This is a genomic window from Allorhizobium borbori (assembly GCF_014196535.1).
GTDB lineage: Bacteria > Pseudomonadota > Alphaproteobacteria > Rhizobiales > Rhizobiaceae > Ectorhizobium > Ectorhizobium borbori.
Genome location: NZ_JACIDU010000003.1, coordinates 50313 through 70194 on the forward strand (window position 1 = coordinate 50313; position 19882 = coordinate 70194).

22 protein-coding genes and 1 pseudogene are annotated in these 19882 nt (G+C 60.3%); 11 read left to right on the plus strand and 12 right to left on the minus strand.

What is annotated here, in order from left to right:
* The first annotated feature begins 131 nt into the window (after positions 1-131).
* Positions 132-2918, plus strand: a complete 2787-nt coding sequence (gene gyrA / locus GGQ66_RS04265) for a DNA gyrase subunit A (RefSeq protein WP_183789771.1) — start codon at positions 132-134, stop codon at positions 2916-2918.
* Positions 2919-3097: 179 nt separating this feature from the next.
* Here the strand turns inward: gyrA and GGQ66_RS23255 are convergent, their stop codons facing one another.
* The 3 genes from GGQ66_RS23255 to GGQ66_RS04275 all read right to left on the minus strand — a co-directional run bounded on the left by GGQ66_RS23255 (position 3098) and on the right by GGQ66_RS04275 (position 3715).
* A complete protein-coding gene (locus GGQ66_RS23255) occupies positions 3098-3232 on the minus strand; it encodes a hypothetical protein (RefSeq protein WP_272872522.1) in 135 nt (44 codons plus the stop codon).
* 46 nt (positions 3233-3278) lie between these two features.
* Positions 3279-3488 carry a hypothetical protein gene (locus tag GGQ66_RS04270; RefSeq protein ID WP_183789773.1) on the minus strand — a complete coding sequence of 70 codons (210 nt, stop codon included), beginning with the start codon at positions 3486-3488 and terminating at the stop codon, positions 3279-3281.
* A 68-nt stretch (positions 3489-3556) separates the two neighbouring features.
* Positions 3557-3715 (minus strand): hypothetical protein, encoded by a 159-nt coding sequence (locus GGQ66_RS04275; RefSeq protein WP_183789775.1) that lies wholly within the window; start codon positions 3713-3715, stop codon positions 3557-3559.
* 195 nt (positions 3716-3910) lie between these two features.
* Here GGQ66_RS04275 and coaD point away from each other — a divergent pair, with 195 nt between their 5' ends.
* The 7 genes from coaD (at position 3911) to GGQ66_RS04310 (ending at position 9610) form a co-directional block, all read left to right on the plus strand.
* The gene (gene coaD / locus GGQ66_RS04280; RefSeq protein ID WP_183789777.1) at positions 3911-4405 is read left to right on the plus strand and encodes a pantetheine-phosphate adenylyltransferase; all 495 of its coding nucleotides are present in this window, start codon (positions 3911-3913) and stop codon (positions 4403-4405) included.
* Between the two features lie 22 nt (positions 4406-4427).
* Positions 4428-4988 (plus strand): peptidylprolyl isomerase, encoded by a 561-nt coding sequence (locus tag GGQ66_RS04285; protein WP_183789779.1) that lies wholly within the window; start codon positions 4428-4430, stop codon positions 4986-4988.
* 69 nt (positions 4989-5057) lie between these two features.
* Positions 5058-5567, plus strand: coding sequence for a peptidylprolyl isomerase (locus GGQ66_RS04290; protein WP_183789781.1), 510 nt, complete (start codon positions 5058-5060; stop codon positions 5565-5567).
* A 69-nt stretch (positions 5568-5636) separates the two neighbouring features.
* Positions 5637-6089, plus strand: a complete 453-nt coding sequence (locus GGQ66_RS04295; RefSeq protein ID WP_183789783.1) for a DMT family transporter — start codon at positions 5637-5639, stop codon at positions 6087-6089.
* Positions 6090-6100: 11 nt separating this feature from the next.
* Positions 6101-7174 (plus strand): tRNA preQ1(34) S-adenosylmethionine ribosyltransferase-isomerase QueA, encoded by a 1074-nt coding sequence (gene queA / locus GGQ66_RS04300; RefSeq protein ID WP_183789785.1) that lies wholly within the window; start codon positions 6101-6103, stop codon positions 7172-7174.
* Positions 7175-8305, plus strand: a complete 1131-nt coding sequence (gene tgt, locus GGQ66_RS04305) for a tRNA guanosine(34) transglycosylase Tgt (protein WP_183789787.1) — start codon at positions 7175-7177, stop codon at positions 8303-8305.
* Positions 8306-8467: 162 nt separating this feature from the next.
* Complete coding sequence (locus GGQ66_RS04310; RefSeq protein WP_183789789.1) at positions 8468-9610, plus strand: MFS transporter; 1143 nt, start codon at positions 8468-8470, stop codon at positions 9608-9610.
* Here GGQ66_RS04310 and GGQ66_RS04315 read toward each other — a convergent pair.
* On the minus strand, positions 9597-10811 hold the full coding sequence (locus GGQ66_RS04315; protein ID WP_183789791.1) for a TIGR03862 family flavoprotein: 1215 nt from the start codon (positions 10809-10811) through the stop codon (positions 9597-9599). The genes GGQ66_RS04310 and GGQ66_RS04315 overlap by 14 nt on opposite strands.
* 252 nt (positions 10812-11063) lie before the next feature.
* Here GGQ66_RS04315 and GGQ66_RS04320 point away from each other — a divergent pair, with 252 nt between their 5' ends.
* From GGQ66_RS04320 to GGQ66_RS04330, 3 genes are all read left to right on the plus strand, one after another.
* Complete coding sequence (locus tag GGQ66_RS04320) at positions 11064-11204, plus strand: hypothetical protein (RefSeq protein ID WP_183789793.1); 141 nt, start codon at positions 11064-11066, stop codon at positions 11202-11204.
* Between the two features lie 14 nt (positions 11205-11218).
* Entirely contained in the window at positions 11219-11362 is a 144-nt protein-coding gene (locus GGQ66_RS04325) for a hypothetical protein (protein ID WP_183789795.1), read from the plus strand.
* 157 nt (positions 11363-11519) lie between these two features.
* Complete coding sequence (locus GGQ66_RS04330; protein ID WP_183789797.1) at positions 11520-11957, plus strand: RrF2 family transcriptional regulator; 438 nt, start codon at positions 11520-11522, stop codon at positions 11955-11957.
* On the opposite strand, the pseudogene GGQ66_RS04335 reads toward GGQ66_RS04330, so the two are convergent.
* From GGQ66_RS04335 to GGQ66_RS04370, 8 genes and pseudogenes are all read right to left on the minus strand, one after another.
* Positions 11946-12137 (minus strand): annotated as a pseudogene (locus GGQ66_RS04335) (helix-turn-helix domain-containing protein); the annotation flags it as partial. The gene GGQ66_RS04330 and the pseudogene GGQ66_RS04335 sit on opposite strands and share 12 nt — an antisense overlap.
* 238 nt (positions 12138-12375) lie before the next feature.
* Positions 12376-13218 (minus strand): MBL fold metallo-hydrolase, encoded by an 843-nt coding sequence (locus tag GGQ66_RS04340; RefSeq protein ID WP_183789799.1) that lies wholly within the window; start codon positions 13216-13218, stop codon positions 12376-12378.
* Positions 13215-14003 (minus strand): TatD family hydrolase, encoded by a 789-nt coding sequence (locus tag GGQ66_RS04345; protein WP_183789801.1) that lies wholly within the window; start codon positions 14001-14003, stop codon positions 13215-13217. The genes GGQ66_RS04340 and GGQ66_RS04345 overlap by 4 nt, the downstream gene beginning before the upstream one ends.
* Before the next feature lie 11 nt (positions 14004-14014).
* A complete protein-coding gene (metG, locus tag GGQ66_RS04350; protein ID WP_183789803.1) occupies positions 14015-15565 on the minus strand; it encodes a methionine--tRNA ligase in 1551 nt (516 codons plus the stop codon).
* A gap of 103 nt (positions 15566-15668) precedes the next feature.
* A complete protein-coding gene (locus GGQ66_RS04355) occupies positions 15669-16697 on the minus strand; it encodes a DNA polymerase III subunit delta' (RefSeq protein ID WP_183789805.1) in 1029 nt (342 codons plus the stop codon).
* Positions 16694-17383 carry a dTMP kinase gene (gene tmk, locus GGQ66_RS04360; RefSeq protein ID WP_183789807.1) on the minus strand — a complete coding sequence of 230 codons (690 nt, stop codon included), beginning with the start codon at positions 17381-17383 and terminating at the stop codon, positions 16694-16696. Before tmk ends, GGQ66_RS04355 begins: the two co-directional genes overlap by 4 nt.
* A 90-nt stretch (positions 17384-17473) precedes the next feature.
* Positions 17474-18643: a D-alanyl-D-alanine carboxypeptidase family protein gene (locus GGQ66_RS04365; protein WP_183789809.1), complete on the minus strand. Its 1170-nt coding sequence runs from the start codon at positions 18641-18643 to the stop codon at positions 17474-17476.
* Positions 18644-18670: 27 nt separating this feature from the next.
* Positions 18671-19765: a septal ring lytic transglycosylase RlpA family protein gene (locus GGQ66_RS04370; RefSeq protein WP_370686294.1), complete on the minus strand. Its 1095-nt coding sequence runs from the start codon at positions 19763-19765 to the stop codon at positions 18671-18673.
* Between the last annotated feature and the right edge of the window lie 117 nt (positions 19766-19882).

The window sequence follows — 19882 nt, forward strand, 5'->3', positions numbered from 1 at the left end:
TTTGACGCCAAAACGATTCAATGCCAGCGAAATGCCTGCAAAACCTGTTCAAAACGGGCTGTCAAATTGGCGCCGCCTCATTCTTTCGGCTATAAAAAGCACAGTGATTCTAGAAAAGATCGTGATCCGTCTTGACTGAACAAACGACATCCGGCGGCGGGAAGCTCCCGCCTGGCATCGAACCTGTTTCCATCATCGAGGAGATGCAGCGCTCCTATCTCGATTACGCCATGAGCGTGATCGTGTCGCGCGCCCTTCCTGATGTGCGCGACGGCCTCAAGCCCGTCCATCGCCGTATTCTTTTCGGCATGTCGGAACTTGGCATCGACTGGAACAAGAAATATGTGAAATGCGCCCGTGTGACCGGTGACGTGATGGGTAAGTATCACCCGCACGGCAATGCCGCGATCTATGACGCGCTTGCCCGCATGGCGCAGGACTGGTCGCTGCGCTTGCCGCTCATCGACGGGCAGGGCAACTTCGGCTCCATCGATGGCGATCCGCCCGCGGCTGAACGTTACACCGAATGCCGTCTGGAAAAGGCCGCTCATTCGCTGCTCGACGATCTCGACAAGGACACGGTTGATTTTCGCGATAACTATGACGGCTCGCTCAATGAGCCCGTCGTGATTCCCGCGAAGTTCCCGAACCTTCTCGTCAACGGCGCCGGCGGCATCGCCGTCGGCATGGCGACGAATATTCCGCCGCACAATCTTTCCGAGGTCATCGACGGCTGTATCGCGCTGATCGACAATCCCGCGATCGAACTGCCGGAACTGATGCAGATTATTCCCGGACCGGATTTTCCGACAGGCGCACTGGTTCTCGGTCGCTCCGGCATCCGCTCGGCCTACGAGACGGGCCGCGGTTCGGTCATCATGCGCGGTCGTGCCCGCATCGAACCGATGCGCGGCGACCGCGAACAGATCATCATCACCGAGATTCCCTATCAGGTGAACAAGGCGACGATGATCGAGAAGATTGCCGAACTTGTGCGCGAGAAGCGCATTGAAGGCATTTCCGATCTGCGCGACGAGTCTGACCGTGAAGGCTATCGCGTCGTCATCGAGTTGAAGCGCGACGCCAATGCCGAAGTCATCCTGAACCAGCTTTACCGCTACACGCCGCTGCAGACCTCGTTCGGATGCAACATGGTGGCGCTGAATGGCGGCAAGCCGGAACAGATGACGCTACTCGACATGCTGCGCGCCTTCGTTGCGTTCCGCGAAGACGTGATCAGCCGCCGTACGAAGTATCTGTTGCGCAAGGCACGCGACCGCGCCCATGTCTTGGTCGGTCTCGCTATTGCCGTTGCCAATATCGATGAAGTGATCCGCGTCATCCGTCAGGCGCCGGACCCGTCTGCCGCGCGTGAGGAACTCATGACGCGCCGCTGGCCGGCAGCGGATGTGGAGTCGCTGATCCTTCTGATCGACGATCCCCGCCACAAGCTGAACGAGGATGGCACGTACAACCTCTCGGAAGAGCAGGCACGCGCCATTCTTGAACTGCGCCTGGCCCGCCTGACGGCGCTTGGCCGCGATGAAATCGGCGATGAGCTGAACAAGATCGGCGACGAGATCAAGGATTACCTCGAAATCCTGTCTTCGCGTCTGCGCATCATGACCATCGTGAAGGACGAGATGCGTGCCGTGCGCGACGAGTTCGGCACGCCGCGTCGCACCGAGATCGTCGATGGCGGTCCGGATATGGACGATGAGGACCTGATTGCCCGCGAGGACATGGTCGTCACCGTGTCCCATGCCGGTTATATCAAGCGTGTTCCGCTCGCCACCTATCGCGCCCAGCGCCGCGGCGGCAAGGGCCGTTCCGGCATGGCGATGAAGGACGAGGATTTCGCGACGCGGCTCTTCGTGGCCAACACGCATACGCCCGTTCTGTTCTTCTCTTCGCGCGGTATCGTCTACAAGGAAAAGGTCTGGCGTCTGCCGATCGGCACACCGCAATCGCGCGGCAAGGCGCTTATCAACCAGCTTCCGCTGGAGGCCGGCGAGCGTATCACCACGATCATGCCGCTGCCCGAGGACGAAACGACCTGGGATAACCTCGACGTGATGTTCTCCACGACGCGCGGCACCGTGCGCCGTAACAAGCTCAGCGATTTCGTTCAGGTGAACCGCAACGGCAAGATCGCCATGAAGCTTGAGGAAGAGGGTGATGAAATCCTCTCCGTCGAAACCTGCACCGAACATGACGACGTCCTGCTGACGACGGCGCTCGGTCAGGCGATCCGCTTCCCTGTGGATGAGGTGCGCGTGTTCGCGGGCCGTAATTCCATTGGCGTCCGCGGCATTTCGATGGCAGAGGGCGACCGCCTCATTTCCATGACCATTCTCGGCCATGTCGATGCCGAACCATGGGAACGGGCTGCCTATCTGAAGCGCGCCGCCGCCGACCGTCGCCTGAGCGATGCCGAGGAAGAGGAAATCGCGCTGGTTGGCGAAGACGTGACCGAAGGTGGCGAGCTTTCCGAAGAGCGCTATCAGGAACTGAAGGCGCGCGAACAGTTCGTGTTGACGGTTTCTGTCAAGGGCTTCGGCAAGCGTTCATCCTCCTACGACTTCCGCACCTCCGGTCGTGGCGGCAAGGGCATCCGTGCCACCGACACATCCAAGACCGCGGAAATCGGCGAACTCGTTGCGGCCTTCCCGATTGAGGACGGCGACCAGATCATGCTGGTTTCGGACGGTGGTCAGCTTATCCGCGTGCCGGTGGCGGGTATCCGCATCGCCAGCCGTGCGACCAAGGGTGTGACGATCTTCTCCACGGCCGCTGATGAAAAGGTCGTGTCCGTCGAGCGCATCAGTGAGCCGGAAGGTGACGAGGACGTTGGCGATGAAGCAGTCATCGAATCCTCTTCCGAAGGAGATTCTCCGTCACAAGGTGACGCTGTTTAACACCGGCGTTTTATCCCGAAAATCAAAGAAGCGGTCCGGTCATTCGGGCCGCTTTTTGTTTGCGTCGCTCGCCTCTTCCCAAGGCAAACCGCAAACGCGAAAAAACCGGATGGCAGGGAACCATCCGGTTTTATTCGATGCCGGCGGACTGGAGGTCGGCGCCAGTTATGTGATCTGGATCAGAACGCCTGCGAACGGCGGGTCATCTCGTCCATCTCCTTCGCTTCTTCGCGAAGCGCGGCGATGCTGGAGACGATGGAACCGACAAACATCACGGAGATGAGGGCGGTCAGTACAGTCAACGTGGTAAACATGCCCATTCCCTTTCTGCGTTGTGCCGCTTCAGGGAGGCTGGCCTGCTTACTGCTGGCTGCTGTATCCCATCCGGTTGTAGTCGTAATACCGTGCGGCGGTTACCGAAGGCTTAGTAGCGGTGAAGCCGGCGGCTTTATCGTTACTATTGTCGTAAAGAACTGCGGTTGCCGTCAGCATCCCGGTCACAACGGTCATCCATACGAAGTTGATGACGGTGATGGCGTTCGGCGCGCTCAAATTGCCCTTGGAGGACATCTTCATTCCCTTTCAGAAACCTAAATGCAGAAACCGTGTCATCGGTTCCCCATATTGTGATTTTGGTTTTAGGCCATCGCGCCTGAAGCATCCTTGAATGCCTTGTTCATCTGGCGTTCAGATTTCCCCTCAAGTTCAGCATCCCAAACATTGCCGTCGAACAGGAAGAGGACGAAATCCAGCGCAACGGCGGTAAAAATCGCAATCAAAACAAGAAGAACCAGCATGATGCACTCCATTTCAGTTTGCGGTGGCCCGAAGGCTCCGTTCATGAATGGCAATAAACAGTATCGCGTCTGAAACGGTCTTGAATGGCCTGTTCATCTTTCATTCAAGCAAGAAGTTCACGCACCAGCGGGAACGCGCTTTTGCTTGCGATCCGGCGTCTTCCGTGACAAAAGGCGGAAAACGGTTTGGAAGCGATGACGACAGCCTTTTACCCCGGTTCCTTCGATCCGATGACGAACGGTCATCTGGACATTCTCGTGCAGGCGCTGAACGTTGCCTCGCGGGTAGTGGTGGCCATCGGCATTCATCCGGGCAAGGTGCCGATGTTCAGCTTTGAGGAACGGGCCGATCTCATCCGTCTGTCGCTTGGGGAGGTTCTGCCTGATCGCCTCGCGGATATCGAGGTCGTGTCTTTCGACAATCTTCTGGTCGATGCGGCGCGCGAACACGGCACATCGCTCGTTATTCGCGGTCTGCGCAATGGCACGGATCTCGATTATGAAATGCAGATGGCCGGGCTGAACCAGAAGCTTGCGCCCATGCTGCAAACGGTGTTTTTGCCCGCGATCCCGGAATCGCAGCCCATTACTGCCACATTGGTGCGTCAGATCGCCTCCATGGGTGGCGATGTCAGCGCTTTCGTTCCGAAAGTCGTGCGGGACGCCCTAAGACGGAAACTCGGCCGCTAACCGGCCACTCATGGAGACACGAATGAAACTTCTCGGTTTCGCTCTTGCCGGAGCGCTCACGCTTTCGGCCTTTACGACGGCTTTCGCTGCCGACGACTTCCTGACGATCCAGCTCAAGGACGGGCCGGTTGTGATCGAACTTCTGCCGAAGATTGCGCCGAAACATGTCGAGCGCCTGAAGGAACTGGCGGCCAGCGGTCAGTACGACAACGTCGCCTTCCATCGGGTCATCGATGGTTTCATGGCCCAGACCGGCGATGTCGAATATGGTAATATGAGCAAGAATTTCGATGCCCGCCGCGCCGGCATGGGCGGTTCGGACAAGCCGGATCTACCTGCCGAGTTTTCCAAGACGCCGTTTGAACGCGGCACGGTGGGCATGGCCCGCTCGCAGGACCCGAACTCCGCGAACTCGCAGTTCTTCATCATGTTCGATCAGGGCAGCTTCCTGAACGGTCAGTATACGGTGGTTGGCAAGGTTGTTTCCGGCATGGAAGCCGTGGACAAGATCAAGCGCGGCGCACCAGGCAGCGGTTCGGTGACGAATCCCGACAAGATGATCAAGGTCACGGTCGGCAAGTAATGTTTCGCGCGGGCTTTTGCGGCCGGCGCATCCCATTCAAAAACGGACAACCCAAGGAGAGGACTGGCCATGGCCGAGATCAAGGACCCGGAAAACACGATCATTCTGGAAACGACCAAGGGCAAGGTCGTCATCGCGCTTCTGCCGCAGGTGGCCCCCGGTCACGTCGAGCGCATCAAGGAACTCGCCCGCGAGAAGGCCTATGACGGCGTTGTGTTCCACCGCGTCATCGAAGACTTCATGGCCCAGACGGGCGACGTGAAGTTCGGCAAGCAGGGCGGAGCTGATTTCAATCCGTCGCGCGCCGGCATGGGCGGTTCCGACAAGCCGGACCTGAAGGCCGAATTTTCGGCAACGCCGCATGTCCGCGGCACCTGCTCGATGGCCCGTTCGCAGAACCCGAACTCGGCCAACTCGCAGTTCTTCATCTGCTTCACCGACGCACCGTGGCTGAACAAGCAGTATAGCGTCTGGGGCCAGGTCATCGAAGGCATGGACGTCATCGATCAGATCAAGCGCGGTGAACCGGTGCGCGATCCCGACTCGATCGTTACGCTGCGCGTCGCTGCTGACGCCTGATTGACTGGGTGATCCTTTGCCGCCGGCGTGGAAACCCGCCGGCGGCATTTTCGTGGAAGGAAAACAGCAATGATCGTGGCACTCTGGGCCATTCTCGGTGTTGTTGCCGGTGCATGTATCGCCGTTCAGGCTCCGATCAACACGCAACTCAGCCGCATGCTGGGCGGTGCGCCGACGGTTGCTGCCGGAATATCCTTCTTTGCCGGCGCTGTTGTGCTTGGCATCATTTCTTTCGTAATCATCCGGGACGAGGGACGTTCGCTCGACTGGTCCGCTCCCACGCCATGGCTCTATTTCGCCGGTGGCTGCCTGGGTGCCCTCTACGTCACGACTGCCGTGCTGCTGACCCCGCGTATAGGCGCCGCAGCCGTGATGGCATTTGCCGTAACGGGGCAATTACTGGCCGGGATCCTCATCGACCGGGCTGGATTTCTCGGTGTCGCCGTGCGTGAAGTCGGGGTTGGTCGAATTGCGGGGGCCGTCCTTCTCATCGCGGGCGCGGTGATGATCCGGGTATTCTGAACAGGTTTCTTATGCGTGTAGAGCTTTTCGATTTCGACCTGCCGGACGAGAACATTGCGTTGAGGCCCGCAAGTCCGCGTGACAGTGCGCGGCTACTTGTCGTTAAGCCGGATGAGGCGCCGGAACTCTCCGATCATCGGGTGTTTGACCTGCCGTCTTTCCTCAAGGCCGGCGATGCGCTGGTGTTCAACGACACAAGGGTCATTCCGGCGCAGTTCGAGGGTGTGCGTCTACGTCCCGGCGCGCAGGAAACGCCGGTTTCCGCCACCCTGCACATGCGCGTTGCGGCCAATTGCTGGCATGCTTTCGCCAAGCCTGGCAAGCGTATCAAGGAAGGTGATCGTATTCGTTTCACCTCCGCCGATGGTTCGGCCGAAATCGAGGCGCTGGTGACGGAAAAGCGCGAGGCGGGTGAAGTCGCCCTGACTTTCGATCTTTCCGGTCCGGATCTCGATGCGGCGATCGCCACCGTCGGCCATATTCCACTGCCGCCCTATATCGCCGCCAAGCGTGCCGAGGACGAGCGCGATCGCGCCGACTACCAGACGATCTATGCCCGCGAGAACGGCGCTGTCGCTGCGCCGACCGCCGGCCTGCATTTCACGCCCGAACTCTTCGAAAGGCTGGATGCAGCCGGCATTTCCCGGCATTTCGTCACGCTTCACGTTGGGGCAGGGACCTTTCTTCCGGTGAAGGCTGACGATACCGACGACCACCACATGCACCACGAGATAGGCCATGTAAGCGCGGAAACCGCGGTGGCGTTAAATGCCGTGCGGGCAAGGGGCGGGCGCATCGTTTCCGTTGGCACGACATCGCTGCGTCTGCTCGAAAGCGCCACAACGCCGGAAGGTGTTGTCCAGCCGTGGAGCGGTTCGACCGGGATATTCATCACGCCCGGTTATCGGTTCCGCGCGGTGGACCTGCTGATGACCAATTTTCACCTGCCGAAATCCACGCTGTTCATGCTGGTTTCGGCCTTTGCCGGCCTTGAGACGATGCGGCGCGCCTATGCGCACGCCATAGAAACCGGCTACCGTTTTTATTCCTATGGCGATTCCAGCCTTTTGACCCGGAAGATCTGAATGAGCGAGCAATTCACCTTCACCCTCAAGGCCACGAGCGGGAAGGCGCGTCTTGGTGAAATCACCATGCCGCGCGGCACGATCCGCACGCCGGCTTTCATGCCAGTCGGCACGGTCGGCACGGTCAAGGCCATGTATCTCGATCAGGTGCGGGAAGGCGGGGCCGATATTATTCTCGGCAATACCTATCACCTCATGCTGCGTCCTGGCCCGGAGCGGGTGGCCCGGCTGGGAGGCTTGCATGAACTGATCCGCTGGCCGCATCCTATCCTGACGGATTCCGGCGGCTTTCAGGTCATGTCGCTGTCCGGTCTGCGCAAGCTGGACGAGAAGGGCGTGACCTTCAAGAGCCACATAGACGGGTCGTTGCACCATATGTCGCCGGAGCGTTCCATCGAAATCCAGGGGCTGCTGGACAGCGACATCCAGATGCAGCTCGATGAATGCGTGGCGCTGCCCGCCGAGGCGAAGGAAATCGAGCGCGCCATGGAAATGTCGCTGCGCTGGGCCGAGCGCTGCCGCGTTGCCTTCGGCGAACAACCGGGCAAGGCGATGTTCGGCATCGTGCAGGGCGGCGATATTCCCGACCTGCGCGTCCGCTCGGCGGAGGGGTTGAAGCAGCTCGATCTCAAGGGCTATGCCGTGGGTGGTCTGGCAGTGGGTGAGCCACAGGATGTTATGCTCGATATGCTCGACATTACCCTGCCGGTATTGCCGAACGAGAAGCCGCGCTATCTGATGGGCGTGGGTACGCCGGACGATATCCTGAAATCGGTGGCACGCGGCATCGACATGTTTGACTGCGTGATGCCCACCCGTTCCGGCCGTCATGGCCTTGCGTTTACCCGGCGCGGCAAGGTGAACATTCGCAACGCCCGTCACGCCGAGGATATGCGCCCGCTCGACGAGGAATCATCCTGCCCGGCGGCGCGCGACTATTCCCGCGCCTATCTGCATCATCTGGTGCGTTCCAACGAGGCGCTGGGTGGCATGCTTCTGTCGTGGAACAACCTCTCCTACTATCAGGAATTGATGCAGGGCATCCGCAAGGCGATCGCGGAAGGCCGCTTCGCCGATTTCTATGCCGAGACGATCGAGGCGTGGGAAAAGGGCGATATCGACGCCCGGTAATTCCACCTCTGCCTGAATCAATTCACAGCCGCGTGAGGAACGGTTCCGCGCGGCTGCCATGCATTCAAACCGCTTGCAACGTTGCAGATGGCGTGCGAATGGCAACGCACGCCATCTTCTCATCCATTCGGGATTACTCCCGCTTCGTTTCCGGAGCCTCCCATGGCTGCGCTTGCGCCGTCTGCCCTGCTGCTGTTTTGCAATTCGATCCTGTTCATTTCACTGTTCACGCGAATGCCTGCCATTCAGGTGGAACTGGGCATCGACAAGGCAGTGCTGGGACTGGCGCTGCTCGGCATGCCGGTTGGTACATTTCTGGCGTTACCGCTGGCCAGCCGGGTGGTGGAGCGGTTAACTCCACGGCGGGCGGCGGCGCTGATGCTTGGCCTGCTTGCCTTCGTCGAGCCGCTCTTTCCGGTCATGCCGCTCTATGGCTTTGTGCTCTGCTTCATTGCTTTCGCATTCCTGCGCACTATTCTCGATGTCTCCGCCAACATGATCATCAGCCAGACGGAGCGCACCACCGGCAAACGCGTCATGGCCCGCAGTCATGGTTTCTGGTCCATCGGTCTTCTGGTCGGATCCACCTTTTCCGGCTGGGTTGCAGCCCTCGGCTTTACGCCCGTGTATCACCTCGGCTTCATTGGCGGTTGCATGCTGATGGCGGCATTTCTGGTGCTCGCCATCACCCCGGAGCCTGAGCCGGGGGAAGCGGAGCCCGCACGCCGCCGTGGTATTTTCGTGGTTCCGAACCGGGCGATCCTGCTCATCTGCCTGATGATCTTCGGCGTCGCCATTTCCGAAGGCGCTATCTACGATTGGGGCATGTTCCTCATTCGCGAGCGGATTGCGGCCGATCCCGCCATCGCCGGGCTGCTTTATGCGTCCTTCACCATCGGCATGGGCTTTACGAGACTGATCGGGGATCATCTGCGTGGAAGGTTTTCGCCACCGTCTATTGTGCGTGGTTCGGCACTTGCGACCGCGATCGGTATTGTCTGGGTGGTCAATGCCGGTGGCTATACCGGTGCGGCGCTCGCGCTGGCGCTTACGGGTGGCGGCGTGGCATTGATTGCTCCGCTCGCCTTTTCGACGGCGTTGTCTTTGCCGGGCCGGGGGCAGGCGGATAATCTGGCGGCGCTGGCCATGACAATGCTGATCGCCACGCTCGGCGTGCCGCCGCTGCTGGGGTCGGTTGCCGAACATGCCGGAATCGCCTGGGCGTTTCTGGTGCTGCTGCCGTTCATTGGCCTGACCTTCCTGATGGCGCCGGTGGCCACCGGCCGATCGATCAGGACCGAGTGAGCCAATCTTCGATGCCATACGCGGCGGCACGGCCCATGGCAAGGCAGGCGGTCAACAGGTAACCGCCGGTCGGCGCCTCCCAATCCAGCATTTCGCCCGCTGCGAACACGCCGGGCAGGGCCTTCAGCATGTAGCGGTCATCGATGGCGTCGAGGCGCACGCCGCCGGCGGAAGAAATGGCTTCGGCGATGGGGCGAGGGCGATCCAGCCGCAGGGGCAGGGCTTTGACGAGCGCCGCCAACGCCTCCGGCGAAAGCCGCGATGCGTCGGGTTCACATTCGCGAATGAGCGCGGCCTTGACGCCTTGCAGTCCGGCGGCCTTGCGCAACCGGTTGGCAAAGCTGGCCTTAGGATCCTGACGCGCCAGATCGCGGGCGAGGCGGGCCACATCTCGATCCGGCGTCAGATCGAGCGTCAGCACGGCCAACCCATCGCGTTCGATGGCATCGCGCAGGCTGGCTGCATGGGCATAGATCAGGCTTCCCTCGACGCCATGGCGGGTGATGACGAATTCGCCTTGATGGCGTCCGGCCATCGAGGTGGCCGCAACAGCCTTTACGGGCTCACCGGCAAAGCGTTCCTGAAATGTCGCGCTCCAGGCCCGTTCGAAGCCGCAATTTGCCGGGCGAAAGGGGGCGATATCGACACCCTGTGTCCGCAAGCCCGAGACCCAGGCCGCATCGGAGCCGAGGCGGGGCCAGCTTGCGCCGCCAAAAGCCAGCAGGAATGCATCCGCTTCGATCCGCAATGTCCGTTCGGGAGTCCCGATCAGCGCACTGCCACCGGAGAAGCCGGTAAAGCGGTGTCGGGTCAGGATTTTCACCCCGAGCGCCTCCAGCCGGGCGCGCCAGGCCCTAAGCAGCGGGGAGGCTTTCATCGCGGTCGGAAACACCCGCCCCGACGTGCCGACGAAGGTTTCTGCGCCGAGGCCCCTAGCCCATTCGCGAACATGATGCGGTCCAAAGGCGTCGAGGGCAGGGCGCAGCATGGGGGAGGCCGTGCCGAAGCGTTCGGCAAACAGGGCGTAAGGTTCGGAATGAGTGATATTCAGCCCGGATTTGCCTGCAAGCAGAAACTTTCGCCCGATCGTTGGCATAGCCTCATAAACCGTCACGGAAAATCGCGCCGATGCAGCCAGTACTTCCGCCGCCGCCAGTCCGGCGGGGCCACCGCCCAGTATGGCTACCGTCTTCCTGTCCATGCCGGCTCCGCGGTTCGAATCCTATCACCGTGTTCTGACCGATCACGCGGGGAATGCCAAGCGACTGAAAGCGGAACTTTTGTGGTGTCAGGATGTTAATACCCCGTCGCCGCAACAAGTTGGATTCACTTTGTGCGCCGGTGGTGGAAATTAGAATAGTGATTTTATGGAAAATATTGACTGAAAGGCGGCGACCGGCGAAAATCAGTACCGTTAAGCCATACGGCGAAATGAAGGAGGATGGTGCACATGATGAGTGGTTTCAGCCTGTTTTCGTTCGACCTGTTCGGTCTTTTCCGCGCTCTTGGCGCACGTGACGTCGACAAGGAAACCAAAATCGAACCGGCAGAGCAGGGCGATATCTATTTCTTCGGCATGTTCCCGCTTCTTTGAAAGGAAATTCATCCATGTCACTTGCTTTTGAAAAGACCGGTCCGGCGCTGCGGACCAGAAGCAGCAAGGATATTCGCGCATCGCTTCATGGTGCTGCCCAGCGCTTCGCCATTGCCGCATCCTTTGTGATCGTTGCCGCGTCAATTGCTATTCTCTAATCAAGGGAAACGTGAAAGCGGCTTGATATATTGGGTGCTATAAACTTCGCGCGGTCAATTGTGTTTCATCCGTCGACAGACTAAATCAATGATATTCGGGCGGTCAGAGTGTTCGTCAGGCCGCCCGTACAGACTGACCGCGAGAGTTGACTGATATATGCTGACCAAAAAAGGCAAGTATGGCCTCAAGGCGATGGCAGACCTTGCGCAGCTTGCGCCGGGCGAGACGGCTTTCGTGAATGAGATTGCCACGCGCAACAACATTCCGAAGAAATTTCTCGATACAATCCTGCTTGAACTGCGCAATGGTGGCATGTTGCGTTCAAAGAAAGGCCCTGGCGGAGGCTACGCCTTGTCCAAGCCGGCTTCCGATATTTACATCGGTCAGATCGTGCGCACGCTCGATGGTCCGCTGGCTCCCATCCGCTGCGCTAGCCGCACAGCCTTCGAAGCCTGTGAAGACTGTTCCAACCCTGAGACCTGCGCCGTGCGGCTTTCGATGACCGAGGTGCGTGACGCCATGTCAGCCGTCCTCGACCACATGACACTCGATCAGTTCATTCTGCAGGAAAAGGCTGGGGCCAATCGCGCCTGAGTGATCGCCAAACTCGGGAAATTCGTGGTCGTGGAATGTATTGCGCTTGATCTCGCAGTAGATTGTTGAACGACGACGCTCAAGCTGGCGGGTCATCTCGTTGATCGGTACCTTGCGGGCAACGAGGCGATAAAGCCGCTGTCGACCGGCGAGGGTCAGTTGTGGATAGCAGTGCGATATACCAAAACCGCCAAAGTTAAGTCATTGAAATAATTTACATGTCTCACTTGAATATAGAATGTATCCGGCTACAAACAAATATCACATAAGATAGATTATGGAACACATGAGTGAGAAGGCTTGGGAGAAACTTTGCGCCCGCCGCTGCCAAGTGTCGATAATTCAACGGTTTATTGTCCGCTTGGGTGTCCAAGGACACATTACCATGGGCTGGCATGACGGGTAAAATCTGGCCCGATTACGGCGCGGACGGATTGGCCTCAACCGTGAATACCAGCCCGTCATAAGCCGGCTCGACATGGGCCGGTGTCTCACCCATGACGGTCTCATAATCGAGCGGAATGTGCATATGCGTCAGCACGGCATGGCGAGGTTTCAGCCTGTCGATCCATTCCAGCGCTTCTTCCAGCGAAAAATGGCTGGGATGGCGTCGATATTGCAAGGCGTCGATTACCAGAAGATCGAGGCCTTGCAGCTTCGGCACGGTTTCATCCGGGTAAGCGGACACATCGCTGCAATAGGCCACGTCGCCGATGCGAAAACCCAGAGAATGAATATCACCGTGCCTTTGTAGTAGCGGCATGAAGGTGATCGGGCCGCCCGCGCCTTCGATGGTCACGGGACTGTCCGGCGTCTCGATGATTTCCGGTTTCACGATGGGCGGGTAACTGCTGCCGGGCGGTGTTTCAAGGCAATATCCGAAACCGGCCCGGATGCGGTCCATCGTGAACGCATCCGCGTGGATCGGTATGCGGCTGTGCTGCATCACGAAGTAGCCGCGCAGATCGTCCAGCCCGTGCAGATGGTCAGCATGGGCATGGGTATAGAGAACGGCATCGATGTGCTGCACGCCAGCAGAAATCATCTGCTCGCGGAAATCTGGCCCGGTATCGATGACGACTGTCGTCTTGCCGCCGCCTGGCGCGACCTGTTCCACCAGAAACGAGGCCCGGCTGCGGCGGTTTCGCGGATTGGACGGATCGCAGGCCCCCCAATCGCCGGTGATACGGGGAACACCGGGAGAAGACCCGCAGCCGAGCACAGTAAAGCGTCGCTGCCATGTCTTCCGTTCTTCCGTCATGCCACGACCTTCGGCATACGGGAGAAGACCCGAAAAGCATTTTCGGTGGTGATCCGCGCGATCTCCTCATAGGAGACGCCCTTCACCTCTGCCAGCACCTCCGCCGTGTTCACGACGTAGGACGGTTCATTGCGTTTGCCGCGCCAGCGCTTCGGTGCCAGATAAGGCGCATCGGTTTCGACCAGAAGCCGGTCGAGCGGCACGGTGGCTGCGATGTCGCGGAGTTCCGTCGATTTCGGGAAGGTCAGGATACCGGAAAAGGACACGTAACCGCCGAGTTCGACACCTGTGTCAGCCAGCGCCTGGCCGGAGGAGAAGCAGTGCAGAATGAAGGGGAATGCCCCCTTCCCCGTCTCGTCCCGCAGGATAGCCGCCATGTCCTCATCCGCCGCGCGACTGTGGATGACGAGCGGAAGCTGCGTGCGGCGCGCGGCTTCGATGTGGCGCAGAAGCCCGGTCTTCTGGTCTTCCGGTGTCTGTGTATCATAGAAGTAATCGAGCCCGGCCTCGCCGATGGCGACGATCTTCGCGTGCTTTTTCGTCAGCGCCACGAGGTCGTCGGCGGTAATGTCGAGTTCCTCGTTGGCGTTATTCGGATGCGTACCGACCGAACAGAAGATATTCGGATATTTGTCGGTGATCGCCAGCAGCATGTCGAGCTTGCGGACGCGGGTGGAGATCGTCACCATCTGGCCGACGCCGGCCTCCATGGCGCGGGCAACTATTTCGTCGCGCTCGGCCTCGAAGTCGGCGAAATCCAGATGGCAGTGCGTATCGATCAGCATGGAAACGGTCCTTACGCTTCCGGCGCCACGTAACGCGGGAAGACCGGCGTGGGGGCAGAAAGCGGAGTGCCGGGAACGAGACGACCCGCGTCGCCCAGTGCCACGAAATCACGCTTGTCGGCCGGAGCCGCCACGAGATCGAGCAACTTGCCAGCGCTGGTCGGCATGATCGGTTGTGTCAGGATGGCGATCTGGCGCACGACTTCCGCGGTTACGTAAAGCACGGTGGCCATGCGCGCCGGGTCGGTCTTCTTCAACGCCCAGGGCTCCTGACCGGCGAAATAGCGGTCCGTTTCGGAGACAACGGCGATGATGGCCGCCACGGCCTTGTGAATCTGCTGCGTGGCGAATTCCTCGCGGCATACGGTCAGCAGGCCGTCTACCGAGGCGAGCATGGCCTGATCGGCGTCCGTCAGTTCACCCGGCGTCGGGATCTGGCCGTCGCAGTTCTTGACGATCATCGACAGCGAACGGCTGGCGAGATTGCCGATGCCATTGGCGAGGTCGGCATTGATGCGGGTGGCGATCCCCTCTTCACTGTAGGAGCCGTCCTGGCCGAAGGAGACTTCGCGCAGGAAGAAGTAGCGCACCTGATCGAGGCCAAAATGGTTCACCAGATTGACGGGATCGACGACATTGCCGAGCGACTTTGACATCTTCTCGCCCTTGTTGAGCAGGAAGCCGTGGGCGAAAACGCGCTTGGGAAGCGGCAGACCGGCGCTCATCAGGAAGGCGGGCCAGTAAACGGCGTGGAAGCGGATGATATCCTTGCCGATGATGTGAACATCCGCCGGCCAGAACTTTGCCAGCGGGCCGTTGACGTCTTCCACATAGCCGGTGGCGGTGATGTAGTTGGTCAGTGCATCGACCCACACATACATGACATGCGCCGGATCATCCGGAACCTTGATACCCCAGTCGAAGGTCGTGCGCGAGACCGACAGATCCTTGAGGCCACCCTTGACGAAGGAGAGGATTTCATTGCGGCGCTCGGTCGGGCCGATAAAATCTGGCTGATCCTCGTAAAGCTTCAGCAGGCGGTCTTCATAGGCGGACAGGCGGAAGAAATAGCTCTCTTCCTCCACCCATTCCACCGGCGTGCCTTGGGGGCCGTAGCGCACGCCATCCGCGCGCAGCTCGGTTTCACCTTCCTGATAGAAGGCTTCATCGCGCACGGAATACCAGCCGGAATAGCTGTCCTTGTAGATATCGCCATTGGCCGCCATGCGGCGCCAGACTTCCTGAACCGTCCTGTGATGACGCTCCTGCGTGGTGCGGATGAAGTCATCGTTGGAAATGTTCAGAAGCTTCGCCATATCTTCGAAAGCGTCGGAGTTGCGCTTGGCAAGTTCCTGCGGTGTGATCCCTTCGGCGCGGGCCGTCTGCTGCATCTTCTGGCCGTGCTCATCCGTTCCCGTCAGGAAGAACACCGGACGACCGTCAAGCCGCTGGAAGCGCGCCATGGCATCGGTTGCGATCATTTCGTACGCATGGCCGATATGGGGCTTGCCATTGGGATAGGCAATCGCGGTGGTGATGTAGAACGGGGACTTGTCTGTCATGGCGGGCTTCATCCGATGTATCTTTCAACATGCCGCTCTTACTCCAACTGGGTCTTGAGTGGAACAGCAAGTTTACCGGAAAAGCCGATTTACGGGTCGAGGATCAACCCAGAGCCTTCACATCTTCCAGAAGCGATATGATGGTCTGCTTGCGGTCGAGATTGTAGGCCTGCGAGACCCGCAGCCGTTCCTGAATGTCGGCGGCAAGGCGGGCCTGCCGGTCGGCGGCATCGAGATCGCCGGAAAGCGCGAGCGCCCTCGCCCGCAGCATGACGGTGTTTTCCAGATGCCCGGTGAAGAAGCCGTGGATGACGTCGTTATCCTTGGAAGACAGCACATCCGCCAGCTTGTGCATGGCCTTGCGTGCGGACGGACCGGAGGCCGCCAGCACTCCTGAGAGTGCTTCAGCAATGTCCATGCCGCCATAGTTGATGAGCTTGAGCGCTTCCGAAACGCTGCCGCCCGCCTTTTCCAGCAAAGCCTCGGCATTTGCACCGGGATCGACCCTCAGCGCCGCGAGTGCCTTTTTCAGATCAGCCGTGCCCAGCGCCTCGAGCCTGAGCGGCAGGCAGCGCGAGCGAATGGTCGCCAGAAGCCGGCCTGGCGCATGGCTGAGCACGAGGAACATGGCCCTTTTCGGCGGCTCCTCAAGTATCTTCAGGATGGCGTTTGCGGCATTGCGGTTCAGATCATCAGCAGGATCGATGATGACGATGCGCCAGTTGCCGGTGCCGGAGGTCTGGGCGAAGAAGTGCCCTGCCCGGCGCACTTCGTCCACCGTGATCGCCGCCTTCACCCGGCCTGTCTTTTCGTCGACCGGTCGGGTCAGATGCAGCAGGTTATGGGAGGCGCCTGACGCAATCTGACGGCTGATGACGGATTGCGGATCGGGGTCGGCAATCGCATCCGGTGCGGTGGCCGGGTCTGGATGGGAGAGAACATGGTTGGCGAAGCGGAAGGCGAGTGTGGCCTTGCCGATCCCCTCCGGTCCCTCCATCAGGATGGCGTGGTGACCTTTGCCTGATCGATAGGATTGCGCCAGAAATGCCTGCGCCTCGGCATGGCCGAAAAGCCGTGTGTTTTCCGAGGGATGGATGGCCCCGTCGAGAACATCGTGCCGCTCGTTGCTCATACCGTGCCTTCCGTTTCGCCACCCGCGGGCGCGATCCCTGCAAGGCGCGGCGCCACCACGGCCATGATGTCATTGGCGATGGTTGCCACGTCGCGGGTCGCGTCGATGACCTTGCAGCGGTTCGGCTCGCGGCGGGCAATGTCGAGAAAGCCCTGCCGGCGTGCTTCGTGAACGGCGATGTTTTCCTTCTCGTAGCGATCCGGCTCTCCACCGGTGCCGGTGGCTTCGGCGCGCTGGCGCGCGCGCGCCAGGCCGGCGGCCGCCGGAATATCGAGGATGATGGTGAGATCCGGCGGTGTGTCGTCGATCGCCACCCGTTCCAATCGCGTCAGGAAATCAGGACTGAGATCGCCAGAGCCGCCCTGATAGACGCGCGAGGAATCCATGAAGCGATCGCACAGGACGACGGCGCCACGCTCCAGCGCGGGCCGGATGACTTCGCGAACATGGTCGTTGCGCGCTGCTGCGAAGAGCAGGGCTTCCATGCCCGTCCCAAAGCCTTCCACGGCGCCGGACAGCAGGACGTGGCGAACCGCTTCCGCACCGGCGGAACCGCCGGGCTCCCGCGTTACCAGCACATCGAAGCCGCGCCGCGTCAGTTTGTCGGCGAGGTGACGGATCTGCGTGGACTTGCCAGCCCCCTCCCCACCTTCAAAACTGATGAACAAACCTCTGATTTCAGCCAAGACGCTTTCCTGTCAGTCCGGGAATCCCATGCGGTGCCACCGCTCAGCGCATTTCATAGAGCAATGACGCCGGCAATGAAACATCGGCTTTCACAGCCATGAGAAAAGGAGTGACCAGACCGCGTCCTTCGCCCGACTGGCAAGCCCCCCCTCGCCCACGGCTTCGGAAGTGTAGACCGGCGCTTCCTGAAGAACAGCGTCCCCGATCATGATCCTGATGCGACCGACCTCCTGATCCCTGTTAATGGGCGCGCGGATCGGTCCGCGATAGACAACTTGCGCGGAAAGACGGCCCAGATCGCCGGTCGGTGCGTAGACCCGTACATCCTCTCGGGGCGCCAGGGCCACCTTTTCTGCCGCGCCGCCGTAGACCACGGCCTGTCCGACGACATTGCCGGCGCCATACACCGTAAGCGAGGTGAAGCCATTGAAACCCCACTCCAGGAGACGGGCTGCTTCGTCCTGCCGCTCCTTCTCGCTGGCAAGCCCGCTCATGGCGAGGTAAAGGCGTGTGTCGCCCCGCATGGCAGTGGCCATGAGGCTGAACCCCGCCCCTTCAGCAAACCCCGCCGCGAAACCATCGACGCCCGCGATCGTGCCGAGAAGCGGGTTCTTGTTGCGCTGGCGAATGCGGTTCCATTCGAAATCGGCCTGGGTATAGAGCGGCAGCACCTGCGGATATGCGGTGCGCATATGTCTGGCCAGCCTCACCATATCGATGGCGGTCATGCTGCTCTCTGCCGGCGGCAGGCCAGTGGAATTGCCGAAGCGTGATCCTGACAGACCGAGCGTATTCGCCCGCTCGTTCATGCGTGTGACGAATGCCGGCTCCGAGCCTGCCAGACCTTCCGCCAGAACGATGCAGCCATCATTGGCATTTTGCACGATGACGCCGCTCAACAAATCCCTGACAGTGATGTTGCTGCGCAGGGCTGCAAACATGGTGGTGGTACGGGAAGGTGCGCCGCCGGTACGCCAGGCGAATTCCGTGACCGGATAAGTGGTATCGAGACTTATTTCGCTTCTGGAAAGGGCATCGAGGACGGTTTCCACCGTCATCATCTTGGCAATAGAGCCCGGCGCGAAAGGCTCATCGGGCTTGCGGGAAAGAAGGACTGTGCCTGTGGCCTCCTCGACCATCAGCACGCGCGGTGCTTTCACATCCGCCAGCAGAACAGGATTGTTCTGGGCCCATGCACCGTGATTTGCCAAGGCCGTACAAGCGGCCCAGACCAGAAAAAGCGCTTGCCGGGTCTTCATGCAAGCCCTTTCCTCAAACTGAAGATGTCAGCGACTGATCGGGGCGGCCCCGGTGGTCCAGACGAGCGCCACATTCGGCTTTGACGGCGAGACGGCCGTCATCGGGGCCTGCTGGTGTGCGACGGGCTTGGCAGCAGCGGGTGCGCGCGGCACAACCTGCATGACAGGCGCTGCGGCAGCGACCGGAACCGGTGCGGGTGCGACGCGCGGGGCAGCCTGCACCGGCGCAGCGGCGCGAACGGTGGCAGGAGCAACGCTTGCCATCGGACGCGAGGCCGGCAGCGGAACGGCCGACGCCGTCGCCGCATGTTTGGCGTTGGCGTTCGCCGATGCCGCCTCTGCGGCAGCAGTGGATGCGGACATCATGGCAAAGGCGGAAGGACGCGTATTGCCACCGCTGGGCGTCGATCCGGACAGGCTCGTCTGCATGGAACCGGACGTCTGGTAGGATTCCATGCGGCGCATCGGCGACGACGATCCCATGCGTTCGTTGGAAGCGACCATGACGCCGGTAGCGATCTGGCCTTCCGGTGCGATGGACGGCAGGCGATCACCCTTGCGAACGTAGGAGGCCATCAGATACGGCATATCGTGGCCATCGAGCGGTGCGCGACCGACATATTGCACGTTGACGCGGCCCGTGCCGGTGCGCTGGAAATCCAGAAGCTCCGCGGCCTTGTTCGAGACGTCTATGATACGACCAGGGTGATAGGGGCCGCGGTCATTCACGCGCACGACGACCGAAGAACCGGTATCGAGATTGGTGACGCGGGCATAGCTCGGCAGCGGAAAGGTCGGATGTGCGGCGGAAAGGTGCAACTGATCATAGACTTCACCGTTGGCCGTCAGGCGACCATGGAAAGCCGATCCATACCACGAGGCGAGGCCAGTCTTGTTATAACCCTGCTCTTCCTTGGGAACGTAGGTCTTGCCCTTCACCTGATAGGGCTGGCCCAGCATGTAGCGACCGCCGCCCTTGGGAATATTCTTGCCATCAGCGACGCGCGGGCTGGCTTTGACGCCATATTCCTTCTCCGAGAAATATTCCTTGCTGCGTGCCTGCTGTTTCTTGGGCTCCATCTTCTGGGTCGTCGCGCAAGATGCCATGCTGAGACAAACCATAGGAAGGACAATCCACGAAAAGCCCTTCGCCAGCTTATGTCCTGCATTCTTCTTGCTCATCTTGTCCCACATCCTGTCATGGCCGGTCAAAACAACGAAATACGAAACCGGTCCGCC

Bases quoted from the DNA above. Each gene is read 5' to 3' on its own strand.
- GGQ66_RS04290 (WP_183789781.1), top strand. From the start codon at position 5,058: ATGGCCGAGATCAAGGACCCGGAAAACACGATCATTCTGGAAACGACC.
- GGQ66_RS23255 (WP_272872522.1), bottom strand. From the start codon at position 3,232: ATGTTTACCACGTTGACTGTACTGACCGCCCTCATCTCCGTGATGTTT.
- GGQ66_RS04370 (WP_370686294.1), bottom strand. From the start codon at position 19,765: ATGGTTTGTCTCAGCATGGCATCTTGCGCGACGACCCAGAAGATGGAG.
- queA (WP_183789785.1), top strand. From the start codon at position 6,101: ATGCGTGTAGAGCTTTTCGATTTCGACCTGCCGGACGAGAACATTGCG.
- metG (WP_183789803.1), bottom strand. From the start codon at position 15,565: ATGACAGACAAGTCCCCGTTCTACATCACCACCGCGATTGCCTATCCC.
- GGQ66_RS04310 (WP_183789789.1), top strand. From the start codon at position 8,468: ATGGCTGCGCTTGCGCCGTCTGCCCTGCTGCTGTTTTGCAATTCGATC.
- GGQ66_RS04275 (WP_183789775.1), bottom strand. From the start codon at position 3,715: ATGCTGGTTCTTCTTGTTTTGATTGCGATTTTTACCGCCGTTGCGCTG.
- GGQ66_RS04320 (WP_183789793.1), top strand. From the start codon at position 11,064: ATGAGTGGTTTCAGCCTGTTTTCGTTCGACCTGTTCGGTCTTTTCCGC.
- GGQ66_RS04355 (WP_183789805.1), bottom strand. From the start codon at position 16,697: ATGAGCAACGAGCGGCACGATGTTCTCGACGGGGCCATCCATCCCTCG.
- coaD (WP_183789777.1), top strand. From the start codon at position 3,911: ATGACGACAGCCTTTTACCCCGGTTCCTTCGATCCGATGACGAACGGT.
- GGQ66_RS04345 (WP_183789801.1), bottom strand. From the start codon at position 14,003: ATGCTGATCGATACGCACTGCCATCTGGATTTCGCCGACTTCGAGGCC.
- GGQ66_RS04340 (WP_183789799.1), bottom strand. From the start codon at position 13,218: ATGACGGAAGAACGGAAGACATGGCAGCGACGCTTTACTGTGCTCGGC.
- GGQ66_RS04330 (WP_183789797.1), top strand. From the start codon at position 11,520: ATGCTGACCAAAAAAGGCAAGTATGGCCTCAAGGCGATGGCAGACCTT.
- GGQ66_RS04285 (WP_183789779.1), top strand. From the start codon at position 4,428: ATGAAACTTCTCGGTTTCGCTCTTGCCGGAGCGCTCACGCTTTCGGCC.
- GGQ66_RS04365 (WP_183789809.1), bottom strand. From the start codon at position 18,643: ATGAAGACCCGGCAAGCGCTTTTTCTGGTCTGGGCCGCTTGTACGGCC.
- GGQ66_RS04315 (WP_183789791.1), bottom strand. From the start codon at position 10,811: ATGGACAGGAAGACGGTAGCCATACTGGGCGGTGGCCCCGCCGGACTG.
- GGQ66_RS04295 (WP_183789783.1), top strand. From the start codon at position 5,637: ATGATCGTGGCACTCTGGGCCATTCTCGGTGTTGTTGCCGGTGCATGT.
- GGQ66_RS04270 (WP_183789773.1), bottom strand. From the start codon at position 3,488: ATGTCCTCCAAGGGCAATTTGAGCGCGCCGAACGCCATCACCGTCATC.
- GGQ66_RS04325 (WP_183789795.1), top strand. From the start codon at position 11,219: ATGTCACTTGCTTTTGAAAAGACCGGTCCGGCGCTGCGGACCAGAAGC.
- tgt (WP_183789787.1), top strand. From the start codon at position 7,175: ATGAGCGAGCAATTCACCTTCACCCTCAAGGCCACGAGCGGGAAGGCG.